Genomic DNA, 22,877 nt, shown 5'->3' with positions numbered 1-22,877 from the left:
TCAGCGCCGGCGCGGGGTGGCGCGCCGGGTGGGCTCGGCCGTGGTCGGGTCTTCCGGCCACGGGTGCCGGGGATAGCGTCCCCGCAGCTCCGCCCGGACCTGCGGGTAGCCGGTGCGCCAGAACGAGGCCAGGTCGGCGGTGACCGCCACCGGCCGGCCGGCGGGGGAGAGCAGGTGCAGCAGCACCGGCACCCGGCCGTCGGCGATGCGCGGCGCGTCCCGCCAGCCGAAGGTCTCCTGGAGCTTGACGGCGAGCACCGGGGCGGCCGGGTCGGCGTAGTCCACCCGGATCCGGGAGCCGCTGGGCACCGGGAGCCGCTCCGGGGCCAGCTCGTCCAGCCGGCCGGCCTGCCGCCAGTCGAGCAGCCGGCGCAGCGCCGCCGTCACGTCGATCCGGGCCAGGTCGGCCCGCCGGCGGGCGCGGGCCAGCTCCGGGCCCAGCCAGATGGGCGCGGCGTCGAGCAGCGCCGGGTCGGCGACGTCCGGCCACTCGTCGCCGAGCGCCTGCCGGCAGAAGGCCAGCCGGCGGCGCAGCGCGGTCGCCTCCGGCGTCCAGGTCAGCAGGCCCAGGCCGCCCTGGCGCAACCCGGTCAGCACGGCCTCGGCGACCCGGGCCGGGTCCGGCGCGGGCAGCGGCCGGTCGACCAGCTCGATCGCGCCGAGCCGGACCACCTCCCGGGCCACCACGTCACCGCCGGACCAGCCGACCTCGCGGTCGGTGCGCAGCAGCGGCCCGCCGGCCTCCCGCGCGGTCGCCTCGTCCACCGGCGTGGCCAGCCGCACCCGGGCGGCCGGCGCGCCGGGGGAGCGGTCGGCCACCGCGACCGCCAGCCAGGCCGACCCGACCAGCCCCGACCCGGCCGCCAGCTCCGCGGCGGTCCCGCCGGCCATCAGGTACGCGGAGCCGCCGGGCCGCCTTCGGGCCAGCCGTTCCGGGTACGCCAGCCCGACCAGCAACCCGGCGGCCAGGTCATCGGGCAGCCGGTGCCCGGCGGTCCCGCCCTGCCCGGCGTGGGCCGGAGGCGCGGCCCCGGCGGTCCGGTGCGGCCGGTCCGCGTCGCGGGTCGCGCCGTGCGGCGGCGCCTCGGCGGCGCCCGGGCCGGCCCCGGCAACCCGGACGGGCAGGGTCGCGCGCAGCCGGCGGACCTCGGCGCGCCAGCGGGCGGTGGCGGCCGGGTCGGCGCCGGCGCGCAGCCGCCGCCAGAGCGCCGTGAGGTCGTCGCCCGCCCCACCGAGCGTCTCCTCGGCGAGCAGGGCGACCACCTCGGCGGCCCGGTCGGCGCCGACCCGCTCCGCGCCGTCCAGCAGCGCCCGGGCCAGCCGGGGATGGGTGCCGGCGGCAGCGACGGCCCGCCCCCGCGCGGTGATCCGACCGTCCGGGTGCACGGCGCCGAGCGTGGTGAGCGTCTCCCGGGCGACCGCGAGGGCGGCCGGCGGCGGCGGGTCGGGCAGCGCCAGCCCGCTGCCGTCCGGGTCGCCCCAGGCGGCCAGCTCCAGGGCGAACCCGGTCAGGTCGGCGGTGGCGATCTCCGGCTCCGGCTGCGGGGCGAGCCGGGCGTGGGTCGCCTCCGACCAGCACCGGTAGACCGCCCCGGGGGCCTCCCGGCCGGCCCGGCCGGCCCGCTGGGCGGCCGCCGCCCGGGACACCGGCACGGTGACCAGCGCGCCCAGCCCCCGCGCCAGGTCGGTCCGGGCCACCCGGCTCAGCCCGGCGTCGACCACCACCCGGACACCGGGCACGGTCAGGCTGCTCTCCGCCACCGAGGTCGCCAGCACCACCCGTCGCCGATCCGCCGGCTGGAGGGCGGCGTCCTGGGCCGCCCCGGGCAGCCGGCCGTGCAGCGGCAGCACGGCGACGGAGTTGGACAGGTCGGCCAGCCGGCCGGCCACCGCGCTGATCTCGCCGGCCCCGGGCAGGAAGACCAGCACGTCCCCGTCCCGCTCGCGCAGCGCCCGTCGGAGGGTGGCCGCCACATGGTCGAGCAGCCCCGGGTCGACCCGGCCGGCACCGGGCGCGGTGACCGGCCGGGGCGGCGGCGCCCAGATCCGCGCCACCGGATGCAGGGCCGCCTCCGCGCGGACCACCGGCGCGGGTCCGGCCGCCCCGCCGAGCAACGCGGCGAACTGGTCCGCCTGCGGGGTGGCCGACATGGCCAGCAGCCACAGGTCCGGCCGGAGCGCGCCGCGGGCCTCCACGGCGAAGGCGAGCGCCAGGTCGGCGTCGAGCTGCCGCTCGTGGCACTCGTCCAGCAGCACCGCGCCCACCCCGGGCAGCTCCGGGTCGTGGTGCAGCCGCCGGACCAGCAGCCCGGTGGTGACCACCTCGACCCGGGTGTCCGGGCCGACCCGCCGCTCGCCGCGTACGGCGTACCCGACCCGGCCGCCGACGCGCTCGCCGAGCAGGGCGGCCATCCGGCGGGCGGCGGCCCGGGCGGCGACCCGCCGGGGTTGGGCGATCACCACCCGGCCGGCCACCTCGTCGGCCACCGCGAGCGGGGCGAGGGTGGTCTTGCCGGTGCCGGGCGGCGCCACCAGGACCGCCGCGCCGGCCGCGCGCAGCGCCCCGACCAGCGCCGGCAGCACCGGCCGGACCGGCAGGTCGAGGGGTACGTCGGAGAGCACGGACCCACTCTCGCACCCGCGGCCCGGGTCGGCCGCCGGCCCCCTGTTCCGCTTCTCACATTGACCGTCACCGTTGGATGGCGGAGGGTGACGGAATGGCGATGATGGCGTACGGCGACCCGGCCGCCGCCGCCTTCGCGGCGACCCGGCACCTGCCCGCCGCGGGGCTGGCGAGCTGGCGGGCCGCGGTCGCCCGGCACCTGCCGGTCGGGCCCGGTGCCCGGCTGCTCGACCTCGGGGCCGGCACCGGCGCCTGGGCGACCGCCTTCCGGTCCTGGTACGACGTGCGGGTGGTGGCGGTGGAACCGGCGGCGGCCATGCGGGCCCGCTCGGCGTACCCGGAAATGGTGGCCGCGCGGGCGGAGGCGCTGCCGATCGCGGCGGCCGGGTTGGACGGCGCCTGGCTCTCCACCGTGGTGCACCACCTGTCGGACCTGCCGGCGGTCGCCGCCGAGCTGCGGCGGGTGCTGCGGCCCGGCGCGCCGGTGCTGATCCGGTCGGTCTTCGCGGGGCGCGGCGGTGGCGTCACGCTGTTCCGCTGGTTCCCGGAGGCGCTGCGGGTGGTGGACGGCTATCCCTCGGTGGCCGACGTCTGCGCCGCGTTCGAGCCGGCCGGTTTCGCCCCGGTGGCGTTGACGCCGGTGCCGCAGGTCAGCGCCCGGTCACTGCGGGACGCCGCGCACGGGCTGCGCCGGGCGGCACACACCCCGCTGGCCCTGCTCGACGACGCCGACTACGACCGGGGCCTGCGCCGGCTGCGCGCCGCGGCGGGGCGGACACCGGACGCCCCGGTGGTCGACGTGCTGGACTTGCTCGTGCTGCGCTGAGACGGAACGACCCGGTCGGTGAACCACCGACCGGGCCCGCGTGGACACGACGATGGCCGGGCCCGCCGACCCGGCCATCGTCTCCACCCCCTAGTACGTTCCGTCCAGCTGCCCCCGCAGCTTGGTCAGTGCCCGGGCCAGCAGCCGGGACACGTGCATCTGGGAGACGCCGATCTGATCGGCGATCTGCGACTGGGTCAGGTTGCCGTAGAAGCGCAGCGTGAGGATCTTCTGCTCGCGCTCGTCGAGCGTGGCGAGCGCCGGGCCGAGCGCCACCCGCAGCTCGGCCAGCTCGAACTCGGAGTCCTCGCCGCCGAGCATGTCGCCCAACTCGGTCGCCCGGTCGCCGTCGCCGGTCGGGGTGGACAGCGACACCGCGTTGTACGCGCGGGCGCCCTCCAGCCCTTCCAGGACCTCTTCCTCGGTGAGGTTGAGGTGGGCGGCGATGTCGGCGACCGTCGGCGAGCGGCCGAGGGTCTGCAGCAGCGAGCTGTTGGCGTCGGAGATCGCCAGCCGCAGCTCCTGCAGGCGACGCGGCACCCGGATGTCCCAGGTGCGGTCGCGGAAGTGCCGCTTGAGCTCGCCGATGATGGTCGGGATGGCGTAACCGGCGAAGTCGACGCCCCGGGTGGGGTCGAACTTGTCGATCGCCTTGATGAGGCCGACCGCGGCCGTCTGGGCCAGGTCGTCGGTGGGTTCGCCCCGGCCGCTGTAGCGGTGGGCGAGGTGGTTGGCGAGCGGCAGCCAGGCCTCGATCGCCTTGTCCCGCAGCGCCGGGCGCGACGGGTGGTTGGTGGGCAGGGCGGCCATCGCGTGGAGCAGGTCGGCGGCGCTGTCGGTGAGCGCCCGCGGGTCGAGCTTCGCGGAGGTGGACGGCGCGGCGGCCGCCTGTTCGGTCATGGTCTTCGCGGTCATGGGTGGTCCTCCCTGCACCTCGTCCGCGGAAAAAAGACGTGACGCTTCGGTTTAGGTTCTGGTGGTCCGTTCGGAAGCCACCTTAACCCGATCGGCTCTTCGAAATCTAGCCGAAAGTACGATGTACTTAAGCCGTGTCCGGGCATCAACGTCCAGAATCTGCCACAAAAGCCTTCGTGAATCGCTCTCCGATGGGCCCATCCCGGGCCGCCCGGACGGTGATGGCGGCCGGCCGACCGGTCAATGGGAAACCCGACAATCGGCGCGCAGTGTCGGCCTTCCGTCGTTGTTCCGCTGACGAGACCGCCCGTAGCGTCCCCTGTGTACATGTCTACGGAGGCACCGTGCTGGATCCCGCCGCCCCGCAACTCGTCGTCAACGCCCCGACGCTGCTGTTCAGCTGGTTGCCGGCGGATCCCGAGGCGGTCGTGGCGCTCGTCCCGGCAGGCCTGCGCGCCCGAGCGGACCGTCAGGTCTTCCTCTGTCAGTACGTGGTGGACGACGGGTGCCAGACCTCCGGCTTCGGCCCATACTCGCTCACCTTCCTGGGTGTCTCGCTGGAGGACCAGGACCCGCCCGACGGGCACACCCCGGGCGGCTGGTGGACCCACTACCTCGCGTCCAGCCCCCTGGTCCGGCAGTACGCCGCCGCCCGCGGCGCCCCGGCGGCAGCCGGGGAGACGTGCGTCGCGGTGCGAAGCGGGCGGCTCAGCACGGAGACCCGGGCCGACGGCCGCCCGCTGATCCGGGTCACCGGCCAGGTCGGGCACACCGGCACCGATGCGCACAACGGGCACCACCGCTACCTGACCGCGCGCCACGGCGAACTGATCGTGGCCGACTACCCGTACGTCGCCGAGCCGGTGTCGCCGTTCGAGATCGAGTCGGTGGAGTTCCTCGCCCCGGACCACCCGGTCTACCCGCTACGCCCGGCCAACCCGCTGCACGTCTGCTGGGGCTTCTACTCGCCCCGGGTGTCGTTCGCGTACCCGGCCCGGCCGAACCGGCTGGACGAGCCGGTGCCGGCCGACGACCTGCCCGCGCCGGTTCACCAGGTGCCCGCCCGCCGCGCCCGCAGCGGCCTTCCGTCCGGGTCGTAGACCAGCCGGTAGGCCGGCAACGCCCAGAGCCGCGTCCGCCAGGGCAACCGTTCCGGCTGGTGCGGCCGCAGCCGCCCCGGCGGCCGGGGCCCGGTACGCCCCGAGGCGTGCCAACGTTCCAACGCCTCGGCCGCCCCGGTGATTGCCGCGACCGCGTCCGCCGGGTCGAGCAGGTCGTGGTCCTCCCCGCCGTCCGGATCCCGGTCCAGGTGCTCCCGCCACAGCCGCAGCCGCAGGTCCCGGGCGAACCGCCGGGCGCCGTCGCCGAGCCCGGCCGGATCGGCCGGTGCCCGCTCGTCCCGGGTCTCGTCCAGCACCGCGCAGGACAGCTCGCTGTCGTGCGTCCAGGAGCGGCGGTTGAAGTTGTCGCTGCCCACGCTGGCCCAGACGTCGTCCACCACGCAGACCTTGGCGTGCACGTACACCGGGGTGCCCTCGTGGTTCTCCACGTCGAAGACGTGCACCCGTCCCGGGGCGGCCCGCTGGCACAGCGAGATGGCCTGTTCCCGGCCCACCAGGTTCGGGGGCAGCGCCAGCCGGCCGTCGACGTCCGGGTGGCGCGGCACCACCGCGACGAGGTGCAGCTCCGGACGCTCGCGCAGCGCCCGGGCGAAGAGGTCGGCCACCTCCGTCGACCAGAGGTACTGGTCCTCCAGGTAGATCAGCCGGCGGGCCCGGCGGACCGCCTTGGTGTAGCCACGGGCGACCGTCCGCTCCCCGTCCGGGGCGAACGGGTATCGCGGCCGGACCGCGGGGTAGGTGCGTAGCACCTGGATCTGGTGCGGGCCGCAGGGTGGGGGGTCGGCCGGCTGGTCGGGCAGCGGGTCCGGGCTGAGGTCCGCGCCGCGCAGCCGGTCCCGCAGGTACGCCAGCGGGTTCTCCGAGTCCAGCGGCATCGGGTCGGTCCACCGCTCCCGGAACGTGGTGTCCAACGCGCCGACCACCGGGCCGCGCAGGGCGAGCTGGACGTCGTGCCACGGCGGGTGCGGCCCGTACCTCGGGGACATGGCGACCGCCTGGCGGTCGCCGTGGTGCGCGGCGTCGTCCCGCCGGCTGTGGCAGAGGTCGATCCCGCCGGCGAACGCCACGTCGCGGGACGGGTCGTCCGGGTGGCGCAGCACGACCAGCTTCTGGTGGTGCGAGCCGCCGCGCCGGACCCGCTGGTCCAGCAGCACCTCGCCGCCGGCCGCGCAGAGCGCCTCGCTGAGGCTACGGTTCTCCGCCTCGCTGTAGGAGAGCGCGTCGAGGTGGGAGCGCCAGATCAGGCCCTTGACGATCACCCCACGCTGGGCGGCCTGGGCGAAGAGCTGCACCACGGTCGGGCCGTCGGGGCGCATCAGCTGGTCGGGATCGCCCCGCCAGTCGGTGAAGAAGAGATGGTCGCCGGCCTTGAGCGCCGTCACCTCCTCGACCAGCCGGTCGAAGTAGGCGGCGCCGTGAATCAACGGCTCGGCGAGGTTTCCCGTCGCCCAGACGGGTAACTCAGACCCTGGGTTGGCGCGTTCCTGTGCGGTGAGGAACCAGTCCCGCATCGTCACGTCCAGCCTCCCGAGGTCGACACCGTCCTCACGGTAGGACCCCCGACACCTGGTTGCACGCCGACCGCCCCAGGCCGGCGCAGCTCGGACGCGGGGCCCCACCGCACCCCTGGAGCACGAGAACCGAGGAGGCCACACCATGCACGCCGAGACCACGAACACCGTGACCGAGTACCGCGAGCAGGCGGTCGAGAGCGAGCGGGGGGCGCTGGTCGCGGTCTTGGTGATGGTGCTGCTCGGCGTCGCCGGCATCTTCGCCGTCTCCTGAACCACCGGCGGGCGCCCCGGACTATGCCGGGACGCCCGTCGTCCACTGGTCAGGGGCGCGCGCCCTCGCCGCCGGTGTGCGGCAGGCGCTCGGCCGGGATCACGCCGAGCCGGCCGGCCTGGTAGTCCTCGACCGCCTGGATCAGCTCGGCCCGGGTGTTCATCACGAACGGGCCGTAGTGCGCCACGGGCTCCCGGATCGGCTGCCCGCCCATGATGTACAGCTCCAGGGCGGGGGTGTTGCCGTCCTGCTTCGCGTCCGCGGTCACCCGCAGCGCGTCGCCCGGGCCGTGCACGGCGAGCTGGCCGAGGCGGATCGGCCGGCGGTCGGTGCCCACGGTGCCCCGACCGGCCAGCACGTAGACCAGCGCGTTGAAGTCCGGCCGCCAGGGCAGGCTCAGCTCCGCGCCCGGCTGGAGCGTGACGTGCGCGATCGTGATCGGGGTGTGGGTCGAGCCCGGCCCCTGGTGCCCGGCGATCTCCCCGGCGATCACCCGGACCAGCGCGCCGCCGTCGGGCGTGGTGAGCAGCGCCGACTCCCGGCCCCGGATGTCCTGGTAGCGCGGCGGGATCATCTTCGCCACCTTGGGCAGGTTGACCCAGAGCTGGAGGCCGTGGAAGAGGCCGCCGCTCATCACCAGGTGCTCCGGCGGCGCCTCGATGTGCAGCAGGCCGCTGCCGGCCGTCATCCACTGGGTGTCGCCGTCGGTGATGGTGCCGCCGCCACCCTGCGAGTCCTGGTGGTCCATGATCCCGTCGATCATGTAGGTCACCGTCTCGAAGCCGCGGTGCGGGTGCCACGGGGTGCCCTTCGGCTCGCCCGGGGCGTAGTCGACCTCGCCCATCTGGTCGAGGTGGATGAACGGGTCCAGCTCGGTCAGCGGCACGCCGGCGAAGGCCCGGCGGACCGGGAAGCCCTCACCCTCGTAGCCACTCGGCGCGGTGGTCAGCCGGCGGACCGGCCGGAAGGCGGTGGTGGACTCGTCCAGCTGCGGCAGGCGGGGCAGGACGAGGACGTCGTCGACGGTGATCGCGGGCATCTCGGGCTCCTTACTTGTCGGCCGGGGTGGACGACGCGTCGCGGTCGGCGCGCAGGCGCCGGCCGAGCCGCTCGAAGACCCGGGTGAGGCAGGCGACCTCGGCGTCGTCGAGGTCGTCCATCAGGTGGGTACGCACGGAGCGCAGGTGGTGCGGCGCGGCCTCGCGCAGCGCCAGCAGGCCGGCGGCGGTCAGCACGGCCTCGCTGCCGCGGCGGTCCTCCGGGCAGGACTGGCGGGCGACCAGGCCCCGCTTCTGCATCGAGGAGATCTGGTACGTCAGCCGGCTCGGCGAGAAGACCAGCCGCCCGGCCAGCTCACCCATCCGCAGCCGCTGCCCCGGCGCCTCGGAGAGCAGCACCAGCACGTGGTAGTCGGCGAAGCTCAGCTCGCTGTCCGCGCGCAGGTCGTCCTCTAGCTGCGTGAAGAGCCGCTGGCTGGATTCGATGTACGCGCGCCAGCAGGCCATCCGCTCGCTGTCCAGGCTCTCCGTCATGGCTTGAAGAGTAGCACTACTTAAAATTTAAACAAGCCGCTCGCCATCTCTGTGAGCGGGGCGACAACGGTGCTTGACGACGATGACGTTGAAATCTGAATTGATGCCCGGCGAGCGGCGGCCCGACCGGCCGTGCCACACTCCGCCCCGTGGAGGACCTCGAGCTGACCGCCCCCGGCCTGCTGCTGCGCCCCTGGCGGGACGGGGACGCCGCGGCCGTGCTGGTGGAGTTGGCCGACCCCGAGATCGCCCGGTGGAACGCGCAGGGGGTGACCGACCTGCCACGGGCCCTCGCCTGGGTGCGCCGGCGCGCCGACCGGAGCTCCGGCACCCACGTCTCCCTCGCCGTCACCGACGCCACCGACGGGAGGCTGCTGGGCGCGGCGTCGCTGCACCAGATCCAGGATGGCAACGCCGCGATGGGCTACTGGACGGCCGCCGCCGCCCGGGGTCGGGGCGTCGCGTCCCGGGCGGTCACCGCCCTCACCGCCTGGGGCTTCGGCGAGCTAAGCCTGCACCGGGTTCAGCTGTGGCACGCGGTCGACAACGAGGCGTCCTGCCGGGTGGCCGAGCGGTCCGGGTACCGGCTGGAGGGCGTCCTGCGGGAATCCCACCGCTACGGCGACGGGCGCCGGCACGACGAGCACCTGCACGCCCGGCTCGCCACCGACCGCTGAGCTGCGCCATGCCTGCCCGACGACGGCACCTGGCGGGGTTCCGCGGGTCGGGTTCGCGCTGCTGGCTAGGGTCAAGGGATGGATGATCTCGACGTCCTCGACTGGCGGGAACAGGTGGCCCGGCTGTACCTGTCGGACCTCGACCTGGCCGGGTTCCGGGCCGCCCGGGACGAGCTGTTCCGCACCCATCCCGCCAGCCCGCTGCCGGCCGCCGACCGGCCCGGGTTCACCGGGGCGCGCTGGTACCGACCCGATCCGGCGGCCGTGGTGGAGGCGCCGCTGCGCCCCGCCACCGGCACCGAGAGCATCGACACCGGCGGCCCCGACGGCGTCGTCCGGTACCGCCGGATCGCGGTGGCCGAGACGCCGTGGGGACCACTCACCCTCTGGTGGATCGAGGCGTACGGGGGCGGGCTCTTCCTGCCGGTGCGGGACGCCACCTGCGGCGCCGGGAGCTACGGCGGCGGGCGCTACCTCACCGACACCGTGAAGGGCACGTTCGGGCGGGGGCTGACGATGCTGCCCGGCGGCCGGGTCCGGCTCGACGCCAACTACCTCTACAACCCCAGCTGCGCGTACGACGACCGCTGGGCCTGCCCGCTCGCCCCGCCCGAGAACCGGGTGGACGTGCCGATCCGGGCCGGCGAGCTGGCGTACCACTGAACCGGCGACGTCCCGGCGCGACGGGCGCGCCGGGACGTCGGGGAAGGATCGGTCAGCGGGCGGTCGCGCCGGTCGGCGTGAGGTGCATCCGGCCGAGCAACTGGCGAGCCTGGTCGGCCACGTCCGCCTCGACCGTGACCGCGTACTGGCTGGCCCGCAGCGAACTGGCCGAGGTGAAGTCGCGCTGGCCGCCGCTCATCGCGTGCGCCACCGCGCCGAACACGGCACCCCAGATGGCGCCGATCACCAGGCCGGCCAGGATCACCGCGACCCAGTTGCCGACGGTGAAGATGCCGAAGAGCAACCCGATGAACAGGCCGAACCAGGCACCGGTACCCGCGCCCACCAGGGCGGCCCGGCCCGTGGTCATCCGGCCCATCACCGTCTCGACCAGGGTCAGGTTCGTGCCGACGATCGCCGTCCGTTCCACCGGGAACCGGTTGTCGGCCAGGTAGTCCACCACGCGCTGGGCGGACGGATAGTCCGGGTACGACCCGATCGTGACAGTCGGCGGACCCGCCTGCGGTCCGTGACCGTCCCCGCTCGGCGCGGCCGGTCGACCGCCCGGACCGGACGGGAGGTTGTCGCCGCCCGGCATACCGGGTCGCCAGGCCGCGGTCGGAGTCGAGGGTCTGGTCATGAGCATCCTCCTTCGTCAGCCCGTCGCGTTCCCACCGCCCCCGAGCGGTAACGCGTGCCGGACGACGGATCGTGCACCCCGCGCCGCGCATGCCGGCGGGCGGGCCGGGTAGACACGAACGTGCCACGGATCAACGACCACGGGTTCCTCGCGGACGGGCGCAGCGCGGCGCTGGTCGACCGCGACGGCGCGGTGAACTGGTGGTGCCCGGCCCGCTTCGACGGCCCCTCGGTCTTCGGGCGGCTGCTCGACGACACCGCCGGGCACTGGAGCATCCGGCCCGAGGGCGAGTACACCAGTGAACAGTCCTACCTGGTCGACACGCTGGTGCTGCGTACCGTGTTCACCACCCGGACCGGCGCGGTGGCCGTCACCGACGCGCTGGCGCTGGAGCCCGGCGCGCGCGGCCACGACGTCGGCGCACGGTCGCCGCGGGTCCTCGCCCGGGTGGTCGAGGGGCTCGCCGGCGAGGTGCCGATGCGGGTGGAGTACCGGCCCCGCTTCGAGTACGGCCGGGTCCGTGCCTACCTTGTCGAGACCGACGGGGTGATCGAGGCGACCGCCGGCGCCTGCCACCTGGAGTTGCGCGCCAACGTGCCGATGACCTGCGGCGACGGGATGGCGTCCGGCCGGTTCGCCGCCCGCGCCGGCACCGCCCACCACTTCACCCTCGGGTACGCGCCGACCTACGACGGCGGCCCGCCCGGGCTGCCCGACGCCGACGAGGTGGTGGCCGGGACGGTGGCCGGCTGGCGGTCCTGGGCCGGGCTGCACGAGTACCACGGGTGCTACCGGGACGAGGTGCGGCGCAGCGCCCTGGTCGTGCAGGGCATGACCTACGCCCCGAGCGGGGCGGTCGTCGCGGCGGCCACCACCTCGCTGCCGGAGGAGTTGGGCGGGGACCGCAACTACGACTACCGCTACGTCTGGGTGCGCGACTTCAGCCTCACCCTGCAGGCGCTCTGGCTGGCCGCCTGCCCGGACGAGGCGAACCGGCAGTTCGCCTGGGTCGCCCGGGCGATGGGCCGGATCGGCGACGAGCCCGTGCCGATCATGTACGGCGTCGAGGGCGAGCGGGACCTCACCGAGCACCGGCTCGACCACCTCTCCGGGTACGCCGACAGCCGGCCGGTCTTCGTCGGCAACGACGCCTGGCGGCAGCGGCAGACCGACGTGCTCGGCGAGATCCTGGACGCCGCCTGGCTGATGCGGCACTACCTCGACCCGATGTCGCCGGACGTCCGGCACCTGCTGCACGCCCTCGCCGACCAGGCGGTGCGGGACTGGCGCCGCCCGGACGCCGGGATGTGGGAGGCCCGGGACGCCGAGCGGCACTACCTCTCGTCCAAGGTGCAGTGCTGGACCGCGCTGGACCGGGCCGTGCGGTTCGGGCCGCGGATCGGTGACGCCGAGGACGTCGCCCGCTGGGCCGCCGCCCGCGACGAGGTACGTGAGGTGGTGCTGACCCAGGGCTGGAGCGAGCGGGTCGGGGCGTACACCGGGGCCCTCGGCTCCGACGATCTGGACGCCTCGGTGCTGATCATGCCGCTGGTCGGCTTCCTGCCGGCCGACGACCCCCGGATGCGCGCCACCGTCGACGTGGTGGAGCGCCGGCTCTCCCGCGACGGCCTGCTGCGGCGCTGGGACGGCGACCCCGCGGGCTTCGTGATCTGCTCGTTCTGGCTGGTCGGCTGCCTGGCCAAGGCCGGCGAGCTGGACCGGGCCCGGCGACTCTTCGAGCAGCTCGCCGCCCGCGTCAACGACCTCGGCCTCTACGCCGAACAGATCGACCAGGCCACCGGGGAGCAGCTCGGCAACTTCCCGCAGGCGTTCTCGCACATCGGCCTGATCAACGCCGCCGGGCACATCACCGAGGCCGCCGAACGGCTCGGCGGCGCCGCCCGGCAGACCGTGCCGGCGGGTACGGCGATCACGGAGGGAGCACCCGGATGACCGGACGACTGGCGGGCAGGACCGCCCTGATCACCGGATCGGACTCGGGCATCGGCCAGGCCACCGCCATCGAGTTCGGCCGCGAGGGCGCCGACGTGGTGGTGCACTACCTGCACGACCACGCCGGGGCGAACCACACCAGGGCCGAGATCGAGAAGGCCGGCCGGCGGGCCGTGGTGGTACAGGGCGACATCAGCGTGGAACACCAGGTCGAGGCGATGTTCGACGAGGCCCTCGCGGAGTTCGACCGGCTGGACATCCTGATGAACGACGCCGGGGTGGACGCCTCCGGCATCCCGGTGGCCGACCTGGACACCGAGACCTGGGACCGGTGCATCCGCACCAACGTCTACGGCACGTTCTTCTGCTCCCGCCGCTTCGTCCGGCACCGGCGGGACCAGGGCGGCGGCGGGAAGATCATCAACATCACCTCGATCCACCAGGAGGTGGCCCGGGCCGGCGGCGCCGACTACGACACCAGCAAGGGCGCGATGCTCGAGTTCGCCAAGAGCCTCGCGCTGGAGGTCGCGCCGATGCACATGAACGTCAACAACATCGGCCCGGGCATGGTGCTCACGCCGTTCAACCAGCGGGCCATCGACGACCCGAAGTACCTGGAGGAGCAGGTGCAGAGCATCCCCTGGAAGCGGGCCGCGATGCCGGAGGAGATCGCCAAGGTGGCGGTCTTCCTGGCCAGCGGCGACGCCGACTACGTGACCGGGTCGACGTATTTCATGGACGGTGGCCTGATGCAGAACCAGGGCCAGGGCGCCTGACCATCGACCGACCGCGCCGCCCACGCCCCGGTCGATCATGAGGTTGACGGCGAAGTCGATCTCCATGACCGCCGCCAACCTCATGATCGACGGGAGGGTTGGCGGGGGCGTGTGCGGCAAACAACGACGGACCGGAGCTGCGCGCCCACCGACCGGCGGGCCCAGCCGTGCGGTCGGCCATGACGATCACCCCTTCCTCGAACACGTGTACCACTACCCGGGCCTTCCGTTCTTCATGCCCGCGGCCGAATACGATCATCGGGTGACTGCGGACCGGGCGGGTGTGGTGGTGGTCGGCGCGGGCATCGCCGGGGTGGCGTGCGCCAACGAGCTGGCCCGCGCCGGCATCCCGGTCGAGGTGCGGGAACGGGCCCGGGTGACCGGCGGGCGGATGGCCAGCAAACGCTTCGACGGCCGCCCCGCCGACCTCGGCGCCGCGTACTTCACCGTCGACGACCCCGACTTCGCCTCAGTGGTCGAGCAGTGGCGGACCGCCGGCCTGGTGCGGGAGTGGACCGACACCTTCGTGGCGTACGGGCCGGACGGGCGGCAGGACGCGCCCGGTCCGGGCCGGTGGGCGGCGCCGCACGGGCTCCGCTCACTGGTCGAGCACCTGGCCCGGGACCTCCCCGTGGCGCACAACCGCCTGGTCATGACGGTCGAGCCGGGGCCCCGGGTGGACGGCTCGGCCGCCGAGGCAGTGGTGCTCGCCATGCCGGGCCCGCAGGCGGCCCTGCTGCTGGACCCGGCGCTGGCGGCGGCGACCCGGGCGGTGGCCCGGCAACGCTGGTCGTCGGCGCTGGCCGGGGTGCTGCGCTTCCCGGCCCGCCGCTGGCCCGACTTCGCCGGCGCGTTCGTCAACGACCACCCGGTGCTCGGCCTGGTCTGCGACGACGGGGACCGGCGCGGCGACCGGGCACCCGTGCTGGTCGCGCACACCACCCCGGACTTCGCCGCCGGCAACCTGCTCCAGCCCACCGCCGCCGCCCCGGCCATCGAGGAGGCGGTCCGCGACCTGCTCGGACTGCCCGAGCCGGCCGAGCTGACCCACGTGCACCGCTGGACGTACGCCAAGCCGGTCGCGGGCGGCGACGGGACGTACCACCTGGACGACGACGGGATCGGCCTCGCCGGCGACGCGTTCGGGCGGCCCCGGGTGCAGAGCGCCTGGCGCTCCGGCCGGGACCTCGGTCGGGCGCTGGCCGCCCGCCGCGCGGGCGGTCGCTGACCGGCGTCCCGGCCGCCGGCCGCCCTCGGGTCCGGGCGGGGTCGACGCCCCGGTCAGCCCCGGACGCCGCCCAGGGCGGGCTCGTCCGTCCGGCCCGTCTCCGAGGCATCGCGGGTCCGTTCACCCTCCCGGTCCAGCAACTGCATCACCGGGGTGGCCGCGATCCCGTGCACCACCACCGAGACGACCACCACCAGGCCGACCGTGGCCCAGAGCAGCTCGGCCTGCGGGAACTCCGTCCTGCTGGTGGCGTACGCCAGGTAGTAGAACGAGCCGACGCCGCGGATGCCGAACAGCGAGATCACCCAGTGCTCCGCCGGCCGGCCCGGGGCGCCGCGCAGCGACAGCCAGCCGGCCAGCGGCCGGATCACGAAGACCAGGGCCAGCCCGACCAGCGCCGCCGGCCAGGTCAGCGGCGCGAGCAGCCCGCCGATCACCGCGCCCCCGAGCAGCAGCAGCAACAGCACGGTGAGCAGCCGTTCCACCTGCTCGGCGAAGTCGTGCAGCACGGAGTGGAACTCGTGGGTCCGTTCCGCGGCCCGGATCGCCCGGGCGGCCACGAAGACGGCCAGGAAGCCGTACCCGCCGGCCACCTCCACCAGCCCGTACGCCAGGAAGGTCGCGGCGAGGGCGAGGAAACCCTCGGCGTGCCGGGCCAGCCGCAGCTCGCTCGGCGCGCGGAAGAAGAGCTTGCCGAGCAGCCAGCCGACGAGCAGGCCGCCGCCCACCCCGACGGTGAGCTTGTAGAGCACGTCGACGGTGACCCAGTGGGCCAGCCAGTTCGCCGGGGCGAGGCTGGTGGTGGCGATCGCGATGGCCGCGTACACGAAGGGGAACGCCAGGCCGTCGTTCAGCCCGGCCTCCGAGGTGAGGGCGAAGCGCACCTCGTCCTCGGAGTCCTCGACGTCGGTCGGTTCGCCCACCTGCACGTCGGAGGCGAGCACCGGGTCGGTCGGGGCGAGCGCCGCGCCCAGCAGCAGCGCCGCCGCCGGCACCAGCCCCGCCCACCACCAGCCGAGCAGGGCCACCGCCGCGATGCACAGCGGCATGGCGACGGCCAGCAGCCGCCAGGTGGACGACCAGCGGGCCCAGCTCAGCGGCCGGTCGATCTTGAGCCCGGCGCCCATCAGCGCGACGATCACCCCGACCTCGGTGAGATGGGTGGTGAGTTCCGGCCAGCGCAGCGGGTCCGGCGAGGGCAGCCCGGTGGGGAGCAGGAAGACCAGCATCCCGAGCCCGAGGAACGCGATCGGCATGGACAGCGGCCGGCGCTCCAGCACGCGCGGCAGGATCCCCGCCAGCAGCGCACCGACGCCCAGCAGCGCGAACGTGACATCGACCGGTTCCACGGCACCACCCTTCCCACCTGCCCGCGCACCCGGGCAAGTGGTCACCTGTGCCCCGTACTGCCGGTCGCTATGCCTGGGTGTCCGGGTTCTCCGAGGTGGGCCCGGTCACCGGCGGCGGTCAGCCGAGCGCGGCGATGGCGCTGTCGCCGAGCCCGTCGAGGAGCGCGGCCGGGTCGTCGTAGACGGCCGCCGCGCCGGCGCCGGCCAGCTCCGCCCGGCTGGTGCCGCCACAGGTGAGGCCGATGCAGGGAATGTCCAGCTTGCCGGCCGCCGCTACGTCCCAGACCGAGTCGCCGACGAACACCACCCGCTCGGCGGCCAGTCCGGACTGGTCCAGCGCGGCGACCAGGATGTCCGGCGCCGGCTTGCTCTCCTCGGCGTCCGCCGAGGAGGTGACGGTGTCGATCACGTCGTCGGCGGCGAGCGCGGCGCGCAGGGCGGCCACCTCGTGCTCGGCCGCCGAGGTGGCGAGCACCACCCGCAGCCCGCGTGTGGCGCAGGCGCGCAGCAGCTCGACCGCCCGGGGCAGCGGCGTGAGCCGCTCCCAGTACTCGGCGTAGAGGGCGTCGTGCGCGTCGCGCAGCCTGCCGTCGCCGCCGCGGTCGCGCTCCGGCCCGAGCAGGTGGTCGAGGAGCTTGTCGGAGCCCATGCCGATGGCCCGGTGGATGCGCGCCATGGTCACGCCGTGCTCCGCCTGGCGCAGCGCCTCCCACCAGCTCACCGTGTGCAGGTACGTGGTGTCGACCAGGGTGCCGTCCACGTCGAAGAGGACGCCGCAGCGGTTGTCGTCAGGCATGGCGCTCGTTCTACCCCGCCGGGTCGCCGCCGACGCGCCGCTCAGCCGGACGGGATGAGGATCTCGAACCAGACCGTCGAACCGCGCACCGTCGGATCGGTGCCCCAGGCGTCGCTCAACTCCTCGATCAGGCCCAGGCCGCGTCCCCGGCTGCTCAGCGTGTCGGTCCGGGCCCGGGTGACCTGACCCCGGGTGCCCGAGTCGGCCACCGAGACCAGCAGCCGCTCCGCGCTCAGGTCGATGTCCACCCGGGCGGCGGTGCCGGCGTGCAGCAGCGCGTTGGTGGTCAGCTCGCTCGTGCAGAGCACGGCGGCGCCGACCACTCCCTCCGGCACCTGCCACTCCGTGAGCTGCGCGGTCATCCAGTGCCGCACCCGGCTCGGCGCGGTCGGCTCGGCCGGTACGTCCATGCTGGCCGAGCGGCTCGGGTGCACCGCGTGCTCCACCGCCAGCACCGCCACGTCGTCCTCGGTGGCGCCGGGCACGGCGGCGGTGGCCACCGCGCAGAGGGCCCGCGGGTCGCCGCTGCCCGCGGCGGTCACGGCCGTACCCAGCCCGGCCAGGCCGGTGGTCAGGTCCTGCCAGCGCCGCTCCACCACGCCGTCGCTGTACAGCAGCAGGGTGTCGCCGGGGTGGAACGGCACGGTGGCGGTCCGGGGCCGGCAGCCGAGGCCCAGTGGCGGGCCGGGCGGCAGCTCGACGTACTCGGCGGCGGGTTCCGTGTCGGCCGGGCAGCGCCGGATCAGCGGAGCGGGATGGCCGGCGCTGGCCAGCGTGATCCGCTCCCGGTCGGCCTCGATCACCCCGAACACCACGGTGACGAAGAGCTCCTGCGTCCCGCCCTCGACGCCGAGGCTGGCGACCAGCCGGTCCAGGCCGGCCAGCACCGCGTCCGGGCGGGGGTCGGTGAGCGCCAGGGCGCGCAGGGCGGCCCGCACCTGGCCCATCCGGGCCGCGGCCTGCACGTCGTGCCCGGCCACGTCGCCGAGGACCACGCCGAGGGCGCCGGTGGGCAGCACGAACGCGTCGTAGAAGTCGCCGCCGGCGGCGTTGCCGTCCACGCCGGGGTCGTACCGGGCGGCGATCCGCAGCCGGGGCAGGTCGGGCAGCCGCTCGGGCAGCATGCTGCGCTGCAGCAGCTGGGCGGTGCCGTGCTGGGTCTCGAACCGGCGGGCCCGCTCGGCGGCCTGGCCGACCAGCTCGGCCGACGCGGCGAGCAGGGCCCGCTCCGCCGGGGACCAGGGATGCTTCGCCTGGTAGCCGACGGTCAGCGCGCCCCGGACCACGGTCGAGCGCAGCGGCAGCGAGGCCAGCGCCCGGATCTTCTCGTCGTGCCGGTCCGCCGCGGTCTCCCGCAGCGGATAGCCGTCCGTGGTGAAGGAGGGCACCCCGCTGCGGGCGGGCACCACGGTCGGGACGGTCGAGTCGGCCGGCAGCCGGCGCCACAGCGGCGGGAGCCGCTCGTCGGCCTCGTCCAGCAGCTCGCCGCGGACCCGGCGGACCATCCGCCAGGCCGTCCCCTCGTCCACCAGGAACGAGACCCGGTCGGCGTCGAAGGAGTGCAGGCAGTAGCGCAGCGTGACCCGGGCGACGTCGTCGAGGGTGAGCGTGCCGGAGAGCGCGGCGGCGAAGTCGCTCAGGCTCTGCAGCTGCTGGGTGACCTGGGTGGTCTGCGCGGCCACGGTGAGCACACCGACGATCTGGCCGGAGCTGTCCCGGACCGGCGAGTAGCCCCGGGTGAACACGGCCGGCTCAGCGCCGCCCCGGTGCCGGTCGACCGGCAGCACGGCCTCCCGCTCCAGGAAGGGCTCGCCCCGCCGGTACGCCCGCTCCAGCACCTCCCCGGCGCCCGGCTCGTGCCAGACGTCGGCGTACACCTCCGCCGCCGGGCGCCCGAGCGCGCCGGGGTGCCGGGCGCCGATCAGCTCGGCGTACCCGTCGTTGTAGAGCAGGATCAGGTCCTCGCCGTAGAGCAGGGCCATCGGCACGGGCGAGGCGAGCACCAGGTCGACCACGGCCCGGACCGCCGGGTCCCAGCCCTCGGGCGCGCCGAGCGGAGTGTCGGCCCACGAATGGGTCAGCACCGCCCCGGCCGGCCCGGCCGTGGCGGCGCGCCGCTGCGGGGAGGGTCCCGGGGTGGGAGCGGATGGCGTGGGAACCCGCCCGACGGTGCCTGGCATGACCGCAGCCTATCCGGAGCGTGGCGCGGACGTTCCGATCATGTGTCCGGGTGGCGTACCGCGTCGGCCCGGTGCCGCTGTCCAAGCAGGTCAGGGCGGTTCGGCGGGACATGTCGGGAAATTGCCCTGGTCGGCGCGGCGTGCTGCCGCAAGCACCGGGTATGCGGGCGTCGCAGTTCACGCGACAGGAGGGACATCATGCAGAAAACCCTCGCGGTCGGGCAGGCCGACATCGGTTACGCCCTGACCGAGTTCTGGAAGTCGGTGCTGCTCTTCATCCCGAGGGCCATCGCATTCATCGTGATCCTCGTGGTGGGTTGGCTCATCGCCCGAGCCGTCCTCAAGATCGTGGACGCGGCACTGGAACGGGTGGGGTTCGACCGGGCCGTTGAACGCGGCGGCATCAGACGCGCGCTCGAGAGAACGAAGTACGACGCGAGCGACATCCTGGCCAAGTTGGCCTACTACGCCGTCCTGCTGTTCACCCTGCAGTTCGCCTTCGGCGTCTGGGGACCCAACGCGATCAGTGACCTGATCCGGGGCGTGGTGGCGTGGCTGCCGCGGGCGTTCGTGGCGATCGTCATCGTGGTCATCGCCGCCGCCATCGCCAACGCGGTCCGCGACCTGATCACCGGATTCCTCGGCGGCCTGTCGTACGGCCGGGTGCTGGCCGACCTGACCGCGGTCTTCATCCTGGCGCTCGGCATCATCGCCGCGCTGAACCAGGTCGGCATCGCCACGACGGTCACCACGCCGGTGCTGATCGCGGTGCTGGCCACGGTGGCCGGCATCCTGATCGTCGGCGTCGGCGGCGGTCTGGTGAAGCCGATGCAGGACCGCTGGGGCGGCTGGCTCGACCGGATGTCCGAGGAGTCGCGTGCGATCCGCGAGCAGCGGCAGGCACAGGGTGCCGGCCGCAGCGACTACGAGCGGCAGATGGCCGACCGGGGCCGGCAGCCCAGCCCGGCGGCGCCGCAGACGTCGATGTCCGGCGCCGGGGGACAGTACCGGTCCGGGAACGTGGGCGACGAGACCCAGCAGTTCGGCCGGCCGAACGGCTGAGCGGGAGCGGGGTGGGAGAGGGTGTCCGCGGGGCGATCGCGGGCACCCTCCGCCGTGCCTCAGGCCAGGTGGCGGGGGTCCAGCGAGCGGGCCAGGGCGCAGACCGCGAGCAGGCGGGTGAACAGCCAGCTCGGCTGCGACCAGTCGACCGGTTCGGCCGGCGGCTGCCAGCCGTGATCGAGGGCCGCGGCGCGGACCCCCTCGGCGTACCCGGCGAGGGCGGCCACGGTCAGCGTCCGGCGATCGCCGTGCAGGCTGTCCCGTACGGCGGCGGCGTGCTGGTCGACCACGGCGAGCAGGCCGGGGTTGGCGGCGGCCGCGGCGAGCCCGGCCGTGCCGACGACGGCGGTCAGCGTGGTGAGGGTGGTCCGCGCGGACACTGCCGCGGAGCGGGTCGCCACCCGGTTGTCAGGCACGCGCATGGTGACCGAGGCTAGCCGCGCGGCCCGGGGGCCGGCCTCGTCCGACCGGCCGATGCCCTGGTCGTCCGGCTGACGTCCGGGCTCCGCCACGGGGATTGACCCGCCCGTCCGGGGGCAAAGGGAAACCGCGCGTTCGGCGCGGGCGACCCAGGCGGAACGGAAGGGGACGGGCAGGTGGACGGACCGGACGAGGCGCACCGCCGGCCGGCCGGCGTGACTGATGCCACGGTCGAGGCGCTCGGCAAGCTCAGCGAGGCCCTGGAGACCGTGGAACGGGCCCGGGGCCACCTCTACTCGCTGCACCAACTGATCGGCCACGCCGACCTCATGCTGGACGACGCGGTGGCGCTGTTCCGGTCCGCCGGCCACCACGATCTCGCCGACCGGATCGGCCGGGACCTGCTCGGCCGCAACGTCATCGCGGGCCGTTGGACGTTCCAGATCGTCGAGGACTTCGACGACGGCTACTACGCGCTCTTCCGCGAGCTGGACCGGCGCGCCCGCGACCAACTGGTCGGCGGTCGTCGGCACCTCTACGAGGCGGAGATGAAGGAGCGGCGGCGCACCCCCGGGCGGCCGGGGCACGAGGCGCGCCCCGGCGCGGGCGGCTAGTCGGAGGAGCGGGCGTCCGCCGGCTGGCGCCGCATCGCGTCGTCCGCGATGATGACCGTCGCGACCATCAGCGCCACCACCAGGCTGAACAGCCAGGAGCTGTCGGAGACGAGCCTGGCGGCCACGGGTGCCTGGACGGCGGCGAGCATGAAGCCGAGCCAAGCGAGACGGCGCTGACGAGGGGTGAGGAAGCCGGTGCCCTGTTGCATCCCGAAAGTCTTACGCGGGACCGGGCCATCGCCGTCCCCCGTTCGGTCGATTCTGGATGGGCTGTCCGTTTTTCCGACCGTCCGTACCTCACTTTTTGTCGTTTTGGGGGAGGTGCCGCGGGTTTAAGGCGGTTATCCGGTGCTCGGCCGGTGCGCCCGGTGGGGCAGGATGGCGCACTGTGTCCCGCACCTCCCCGCCCCGGCCGTCCCTGCTCCTCCTCGCCTACCTGGCCTTCGTCAGCCTCGGCCTCCCCGACGGCCTGATCGGGGTCGGCTGGCCCTCCATCCGGGTCGACCTGGGTGTCCCCACCGAGGCGGTCGGCGTGGTGCTCACCGCCGGCACCGTGGCCTACCTCACCTCCAGCGTGCTGGCCGGCTTCACGCTCGCCCGGCTCGGCGTGGGCTGGCTGCTGGCCGGCAGCACCCTGCTCGCCAGCCTGGCCCTCACCGGGTACGCGCTCACCCCCGCGCTCGCCCTCATGGTGGGCTTCGCCCTGCTGCTCGGGCTCGGCTCCGGCGCGATCGACGCCGGGCTCAACGCATACGCGGCCGGCGCTTTCGGGCCCCGGCACATGAACTGGATGCACGCGTTCTTCGGGCTCGGGGTGGCGATCGGCCCACTGATCATGACCGGGGTGATGGGCGCCGGCCTGAGCTGGCGCTGGGGATACGGGCTCGTCGCCGCCGCCCAGGTCGCCCTGGCCACCGCCTTCGCGCTCACCGTACGGGCCTGGCGGGACCGCACGCCGGTCCCGGTGCCGGCCGATCCGGTCGCGCCCGGCGTGGTGCCGGGCAACCCGGCCGAGCCGGTCGCCGCGCTCGCCGAGCCGGTCGTCGCGTCCGCCGGGGCGGGGGAGGGCGGGCGCCAGGCGCCGCCCCGGATCGCCGAGACGCTGCGGCTGCCGGCCGTCTGGCTGGGCGGGGCCGCCTTCGCCGTCTACGTGGCGGTCGAGGTGACCACCGGGCTCTGGGCGTTCCTGCTGCTCACCGAGGGGAGGGGCCTCGACCGGCCGGTCGCCGGGCTGTGCGTGTCCGGCTACTGGGGCAGCCTGTTCGTCGGGCGGGTGGTGCAGGGGTTGGTCGCGGAGCGGCTGGGCACCGCCGGGGTGCTGCGGGGCAGCCTGCTCGGCCTGGTCGGGGGCGCGGTGCTGATCGCGCTGCCGGCCCCGGCCTGGGTGACGGTGGCCGGTCTGCTGGTGGTCGGCTTCGCCGCGGCGCCGGTCTTCCCGCTGCTCACCCTCAGCACGGCGGAACGGGTCGGCGCGGCCCACGCGGACCGGACCATCGGCCTGCAGATCGGCGCGGCCGGGGTGGGGGCCGCGCTCGTGCCGGCGGCCGTCGGGGTGCTGCTCGCGCGGACCTCGGTGGTGCTGCTCGGGGCCACCCTGGTGGTGCTCACGGTGGCGCTGGTCGCCCTGCAGGCCGCCGGGTCCCGGCAGCCCCGGCCGGTTGAGCCCGCCGGTGCCGTGACCCGGTCCTGACGGGCGCGTCGGGCCCCGGGCGCCGGG

The 22,877-nt window shown here is 75.0% G+C and carries 22 protein-coding genes; 11 read left to right on the top strand and 11 right to left on the bottom strand.

What is annotated here, in order from left to right:
* Complete coding sequence (gene hrpB, locus ACZ6S5_RS20660) at positions 1-2,622, bottom strand: ATP-dependent helicase HrpB (RefSeq protein WP_466002696.1); 2,622 nt, start codon at positions 2,620-2,622, stop codon at positions 1-3.
* Between the two features lie 95 nt (positions 2,623-2,717).
* On the opposite strand from hrpB, the gene ACZ6S5_RS20655 reads away from it, so the two are divergent.
* The gene (locus tag ACZ6S5_RS20655; protein ID WP_466002695.1) at positions 2,718-3,449 is read left to right on the top strand and encodes a class I SAM-dependent methyltransferase; all 732 of its coding nucleotides are present in this window, start codon (positions 2,718-2,720) and stop codon (positions 3,447-3,449) included.
* Between the two features lie 90 nt (positions 3,450-3,539).
* On the opposite strand, the gene ACZ6S5_RS20650 is transcribed toward ACZ6S5_RS20655, so the two are convergent.
* Complete coding sequence (locus ACZ6S5_RS20650; protein ID WP_466002693.1) at positions 3,540-4,364, bottom strand: SigB/SigF/SigG family RNA polymerase sigma factor; 825 nt, start codon at positions 4,362-4,364, stop codon at positions 3,540-3,542.
* A 344-nt stretch (positions 4,365-4,708) separates the two neighbouring features.
* Between ACZ6S5_RS20650 and ACZ6S5_RS20645 the strand changes: the two genes are divergently transcribed.
* Complete coding sequence (locus ACZ6S5_RS20645; protein WP_466002692.1) at positions 4,709-5,464, top strand: hypothetical protein; 756 nt, start codon at positions 4,709-4,711, stop codon at positions 5,462-5,464.
* On the opposite strand, the gene ACZ6S5_RS20640 is transcribed toward ACZ6S5_RS20645, so the two are convergent.
* The gene (locus ACZ6S5_RS20640; RefSeq protein WP_466002690.1) at positions 5,413-7,002 is read right to left on the bottom strand and encodes a phospholipase D family protein; all 1,590 of its coding nucleotides are present in this window, start codon (positions 7,000-7,002) and stop codon (positions 5,413-5,415) included. The two genes, ACZ6S5_RS20645 and ACZ6S5_RS20640, sit on opposite strands and share 52 nt — an antisense overlap.
* Before the next feature lie 139 nt (positions 7,003-7,141).
* On the opposite strand from ACZ6S5_RS20640, the gene ACZ6S5_RS20635 reads away from it, so the two are divergent.
* Positions 7,142-7,270 carry a hypothetical protein gene (locus tag ACZ6S5_RS20635; RefSeq protein ID WP_466002688.1) on the top strand — a complete coding sequence of 43 codons (129 nt, stop codon included), beginning with the start codon at positions 7,142-7,144 and terminating at the stop codon, positions 7,268-7,270.
* A 49-nt stretch (positions 7,271-7,319) separates the two neighbouring features.
* Here ACZ6S5_RS20635 and ACZ6S5_RS20630 read toward each other — a convergent pair whose 3' ends face one another.
* Both ACZ6S5_RS20630 and ACZ6S5_RS20625 read right to left on the bottom strand, forming a co-directional pair.
* Positions 7,320-8,309, bottom strand: coding sequence for a pirin family protein (locus ACZ6S5_RS20630; protein ID WP_466002686.1), 990 nt, complete (start codon positions 8,307-8,309; stop codon positions 7,320-7,322).
* Between the two features lie 10 nt (positions 8,310-8,319).
* The gene (locus ACZ6S5_RS20625; protein WP_466002684.1) at positions 8,320-8,802 is read right to left on the bottom strand and encodes a MarR family winged helix-turn-helix transcriptional regulator; all 483 of its coding nucleotides are present in this window, start codon (positions 8,800-8,802) and stop codon (positions 8,320-8,322) included.
* A gap of 149 nt (positions 8,803-8,951) precedes the next feature.
* On the opposite strand from ACZ6S5_RS20625, the gene ACZ6S5_RS20620 reads away from it, so the two are divergent.
* Positions 8,952-9,479, top strand: a complete 528-nt coding sequence (locus ACZ6S5_RS20620; RefSeq protein WP_466002682.1) for a GNAT family N-acetyltransferase — start codon at positions 8,952-8,954, stop codon at positions 9,477-9,479.
* 78 nt (positions 9,480-9,557) lie between these two features.
* Entirely contained in the window at positions 9,558-10,142 is a 585-nt protein-coding gene (locus tag ACZ6S5_RS20615) for a DUF1684 domain-containing protein (protein ID WP_466002680.1), read from the top strand.
* A gap of 52 nt (positions 10,143-10,194) precedes the next feature.
* Here the strand turns inward: ACZ6S5_RS20615 and ACZ6S5_RS20610 are convergent, their stop codons facing one another.
* Positions 10,195-10,782: a YflT domain-containing protein gene (locus ACZ6S5_RS20610; RefSeq protein WP_466002678.1), complete on the bottom strand. Its 588-nt coding sequence runs from the start codon at positions 10,780-10,782 to the stop codon at positions 10,195-10,197.
* Between the two features lie 120 nt (positions 10,783-10,902).
* On the opposite strand from ACZ6S5_RS20610, the gene ACZ6S5_RS20605 reads away from it, so the two are divergent.
* The 3 genes from ACZ6S5_RS20605 to ACZ6S5_RS20595 all read left to right on the top strand — a co-directional run bounded on the left by ACZ6S5_RS20605 (position 10,903) and on the right by ACZ6S5_RS20595 (position 14,739).
* On the top strand, positions 10,903-12,735 hold the full coding sequence (locus tag ACZ6S5_RS20605; RefSeq protein WP_466002676.1) for a glycoside hydrolase family 15 protein: 1,833 nt from the start codon (positions 10,903-10,905) through the stop codon (positions 12,733-12,735).
* Complete coding sequence (locus ACZ6S5_RS20600; RefSeq protein WP_466002674.1) at positions 12,732-13,511, top strand: SDR family oxidoreductase; 780 nt, start codon at positions 12,732-12,734, stop codon at positions 13,509-13,511. Before ACZ6S5_RS20605 ends, ACZ6S5_RS20600 begins: the two co-directional genes overlap by 4 nt.
* Positions 13,512-13,794: 283 nt before the next feature.
* Positions 13,795-14,739: an NAD(P)/FAD-dependent oxidoreductase gene (locus ACZ6S5_RS20595; protein WP_466002770.1), complete on the top strand. Its 945-nt coding sequence runs from the start codon at positions 13,795-13,797 to the stop codon at positions 14,737-14,739.
* Between the two features lie 53 nt (positions 14,740-14,792).
* On the opposite strand, the gene ACZ6S5_RS20590 is transcribed toward ACZ6S5_RS20595, so the two are convergent.
* The 3 genes from ACZ6S5_RS20590 to ACZ6S5_RS20580 form a co-directional block, all read right to left on the bottom strand.
* Positions 14,793-16,088 (bottom strand): cation:proton antiporter, encoded by a 1,296-nt coding sequence (locus ACZ6S5_RS20590; protein WP_466002672.1) that lies wholly within the window; start codon positions 16,086-16,088, stop codon positions 14,793-14,795.
* A 118-nt stretch (positions 16,089-16,206) separates the two neighbouring features.
* A complete protein-coding gene (locus ACZ6S5_RS20585; protein ID WP_466002670.1) occupies positions 16,207-16,884 on the bottom strand; it encodes an HAD family hydrolase in 678 nt (225 codons plus the stop codon).
* A gap of 41 nt (positions 16,885-16,925) precedes the next feature.
* Positions 16,926-19,064 (bottom strand): ATP-binding SpoIIE family protein phosphatase, encoded by a 2,139-nt coding sequence (locus tag ACZ6S5_RS20580; protein WP_466002668.1) that lies wholly within the window; start codon positions 19,062-19,064, stop codon positions 16,926-16,928.
* 198 nt (positions 19,065-19,262) lie between these two features.
* Here ACZ6S5_RS20580 and ACZ6S5_RS20575 point away from each other — a divergent pair, with 198 nt between their 5' ends.
* Entirely contained in the window at positions 19,263-20,126 is an 864-nt protein-coding gene (locus tag ACZ6S5_RS20575) for a membrane protein (protein ID WP_466002666.1), read from the top strand.
* 59 nt (positions 20,127-20,185) lie between these two features.
* Here the strand turns inward: ACZ6S5_RS20575 and ACZ6S5_RS20570 are convergent, their stop codons facing one another.
* Complete coding sequence (locus tag ACZ6S5_RS20570; protein WP_466002664.1) at positions 20,186-20,548, bottom strand: DUF6401 family natural product biosynthesis protein; 363 nt, start codon at positions 20,546-20,548, stop codon at positions 20,186-20,188.
* Positions 20,549-20,722: 174 nt separating this feature from the next.
* Here ACZ6S5_RS20570 and ACZ6S5_RS20565 point away from each other — a divergent pair, with 174 nt between their 5' ends.
* Positions 20,723-21,160, top strand: coding sequence for a hypothetical protein (locus ACZ6S5_RS20565; protein ID WP_466002662.1), 438 nt, complete (start codon positions 20,723-20,725; stop codon positions 21,158-21,160).
* On the opposite strand, the gene ACZ6S5_RS20560 is transcribed toward ACZ6S5_RS20565, so the two are convergent.
* A complete protein-coding gene (locus tag ACZ6S5_RS20560; protein WP_466002660.1) occupies positions 21,157-21,369 on the bottom strand; it encodes a hypothetical protein in 213 nt (70 codons plus the stop codon). The genes ACZ6S5_RS20565 and ACZ6S5_RS20560 overlap by 4 nt on opposite strands.
* 179 nt (positions 21,370-21,548) lie before the next feature.
* Here ACZ6S5_RS20560 and ACZ6S5_RS20555 point away from each other — a divergent pair, with 179 nt between their 5' ends.
* Positions 21,549-22,850, top strand: a complete 1,302-nt coding sequence (locus ACZ6S5_RS20555) for an MFS transporter (RefSeq protein WP_466002658.1) — start codon at positions 21,549-21,551, stop codon at positions 22,848-22,850.
* The last annotated feature ends 27 nt before the right edge of the window (positions 22,851-22,877 follow it).

Source organism: Micromonospora sp. NPDC051924 (assembly GCF_055586005.1).
This window is presented reverse-complemented; position numbering and strand designations above follow the sequence as displayed.

Coding starts and splice junctions, on each gene's coding strand:
- ACZ6S5_RS20610 (WP_466002678.1), bottom strand. CDS start 10,782: ATGACCAGACCCTCGACTCCGACCGCGGCCTGGCGACCCGGTATGCCG.
- ACZ6S5_RS20625 (WP_466002684.1), bottom strand. CDS start 8,802: ATGACGGAGAGCCTGGACAGCGAGCGGATGGCCTGCTGGCGCGCGTAC.
- ACZ6S5_RS20575 (WP_466002666.1), top strand. CDS start 19,263: ATGCAGAAAACCCTCGCGGTCGGGCAGGCCGACATCGGTTACGCCCTG.
- ACZ6S5_RS20630 (WP_466002686.1), bottom strand. CDS start 8,309: ATGCCCGCGATCACCGTCGACGACGTCCTCGTCCTGCCCCGCCTGCCG.
- ACZ6S5_RS20570 (WP_466002664.1), bottom strand. CDS start 20,548: ATGCGCGTGCCTGACAACCGGGTGGCGACCCGCTCCGCGGCAGTGTCC.
- ACZ6S5_RS20600 (WP_466002674.1), top strand. CDS start 12,732: ATGACCGGACGACTGGCGGGCAGGACCGCCCTGATCACCGGATCGGAC.
- ACZ6S5_RS20650 (WP_466002693.1), bottom strand. CDS start 4,364: ATGACCGCGAAGACCATGACCGAACAGGCGGCCGCCGCGCCGTCCACC.
- ACZ6S5_RS20560 (WP_466002660.1), bottom strand. CDS start 21,369: ATGCAACAGGGCACCGGCTTCCTCACCCCTCGTCAGCGCCGTCTCGCT.
- ACZ6S5_RS20580 (WP_466002668.1), bottom strand. CDS start 19,064: ATGCCAGGCACCGTCGGGCGGGTTCCCACGCCATCCGCTCCCACCCCG.
- ACZ6S5_RS20635 (WP_466002688.1), top strand. CDS start 7,142: ATGCACGCCGAGACCACGAACACCGTGACCGAGTACCGCGAGCAGGCG.
- ACZ6S5_RS20655 (WP_466002695.1), top strand. CDS start 2,718: ATGGCGATGATGGCGTACGGCGACCCGGCCGCCGCCGCCTTCGCGGCG.
- ACZ6S5_RS20585 (WP_466002670.1), bottom strand. CDS start 16,884: ATGCCTGACGACAACCGCTGCGGCGTCCTCTTCGACGTGGACGGCACC.
- ACZ6S5_RS20615 (WP_466002680.1), top strand. CDS start 9,558: ATGGATGATCTCGACGTCCTCGACTGGCGGGAACAGGTGGCCCGGCTG.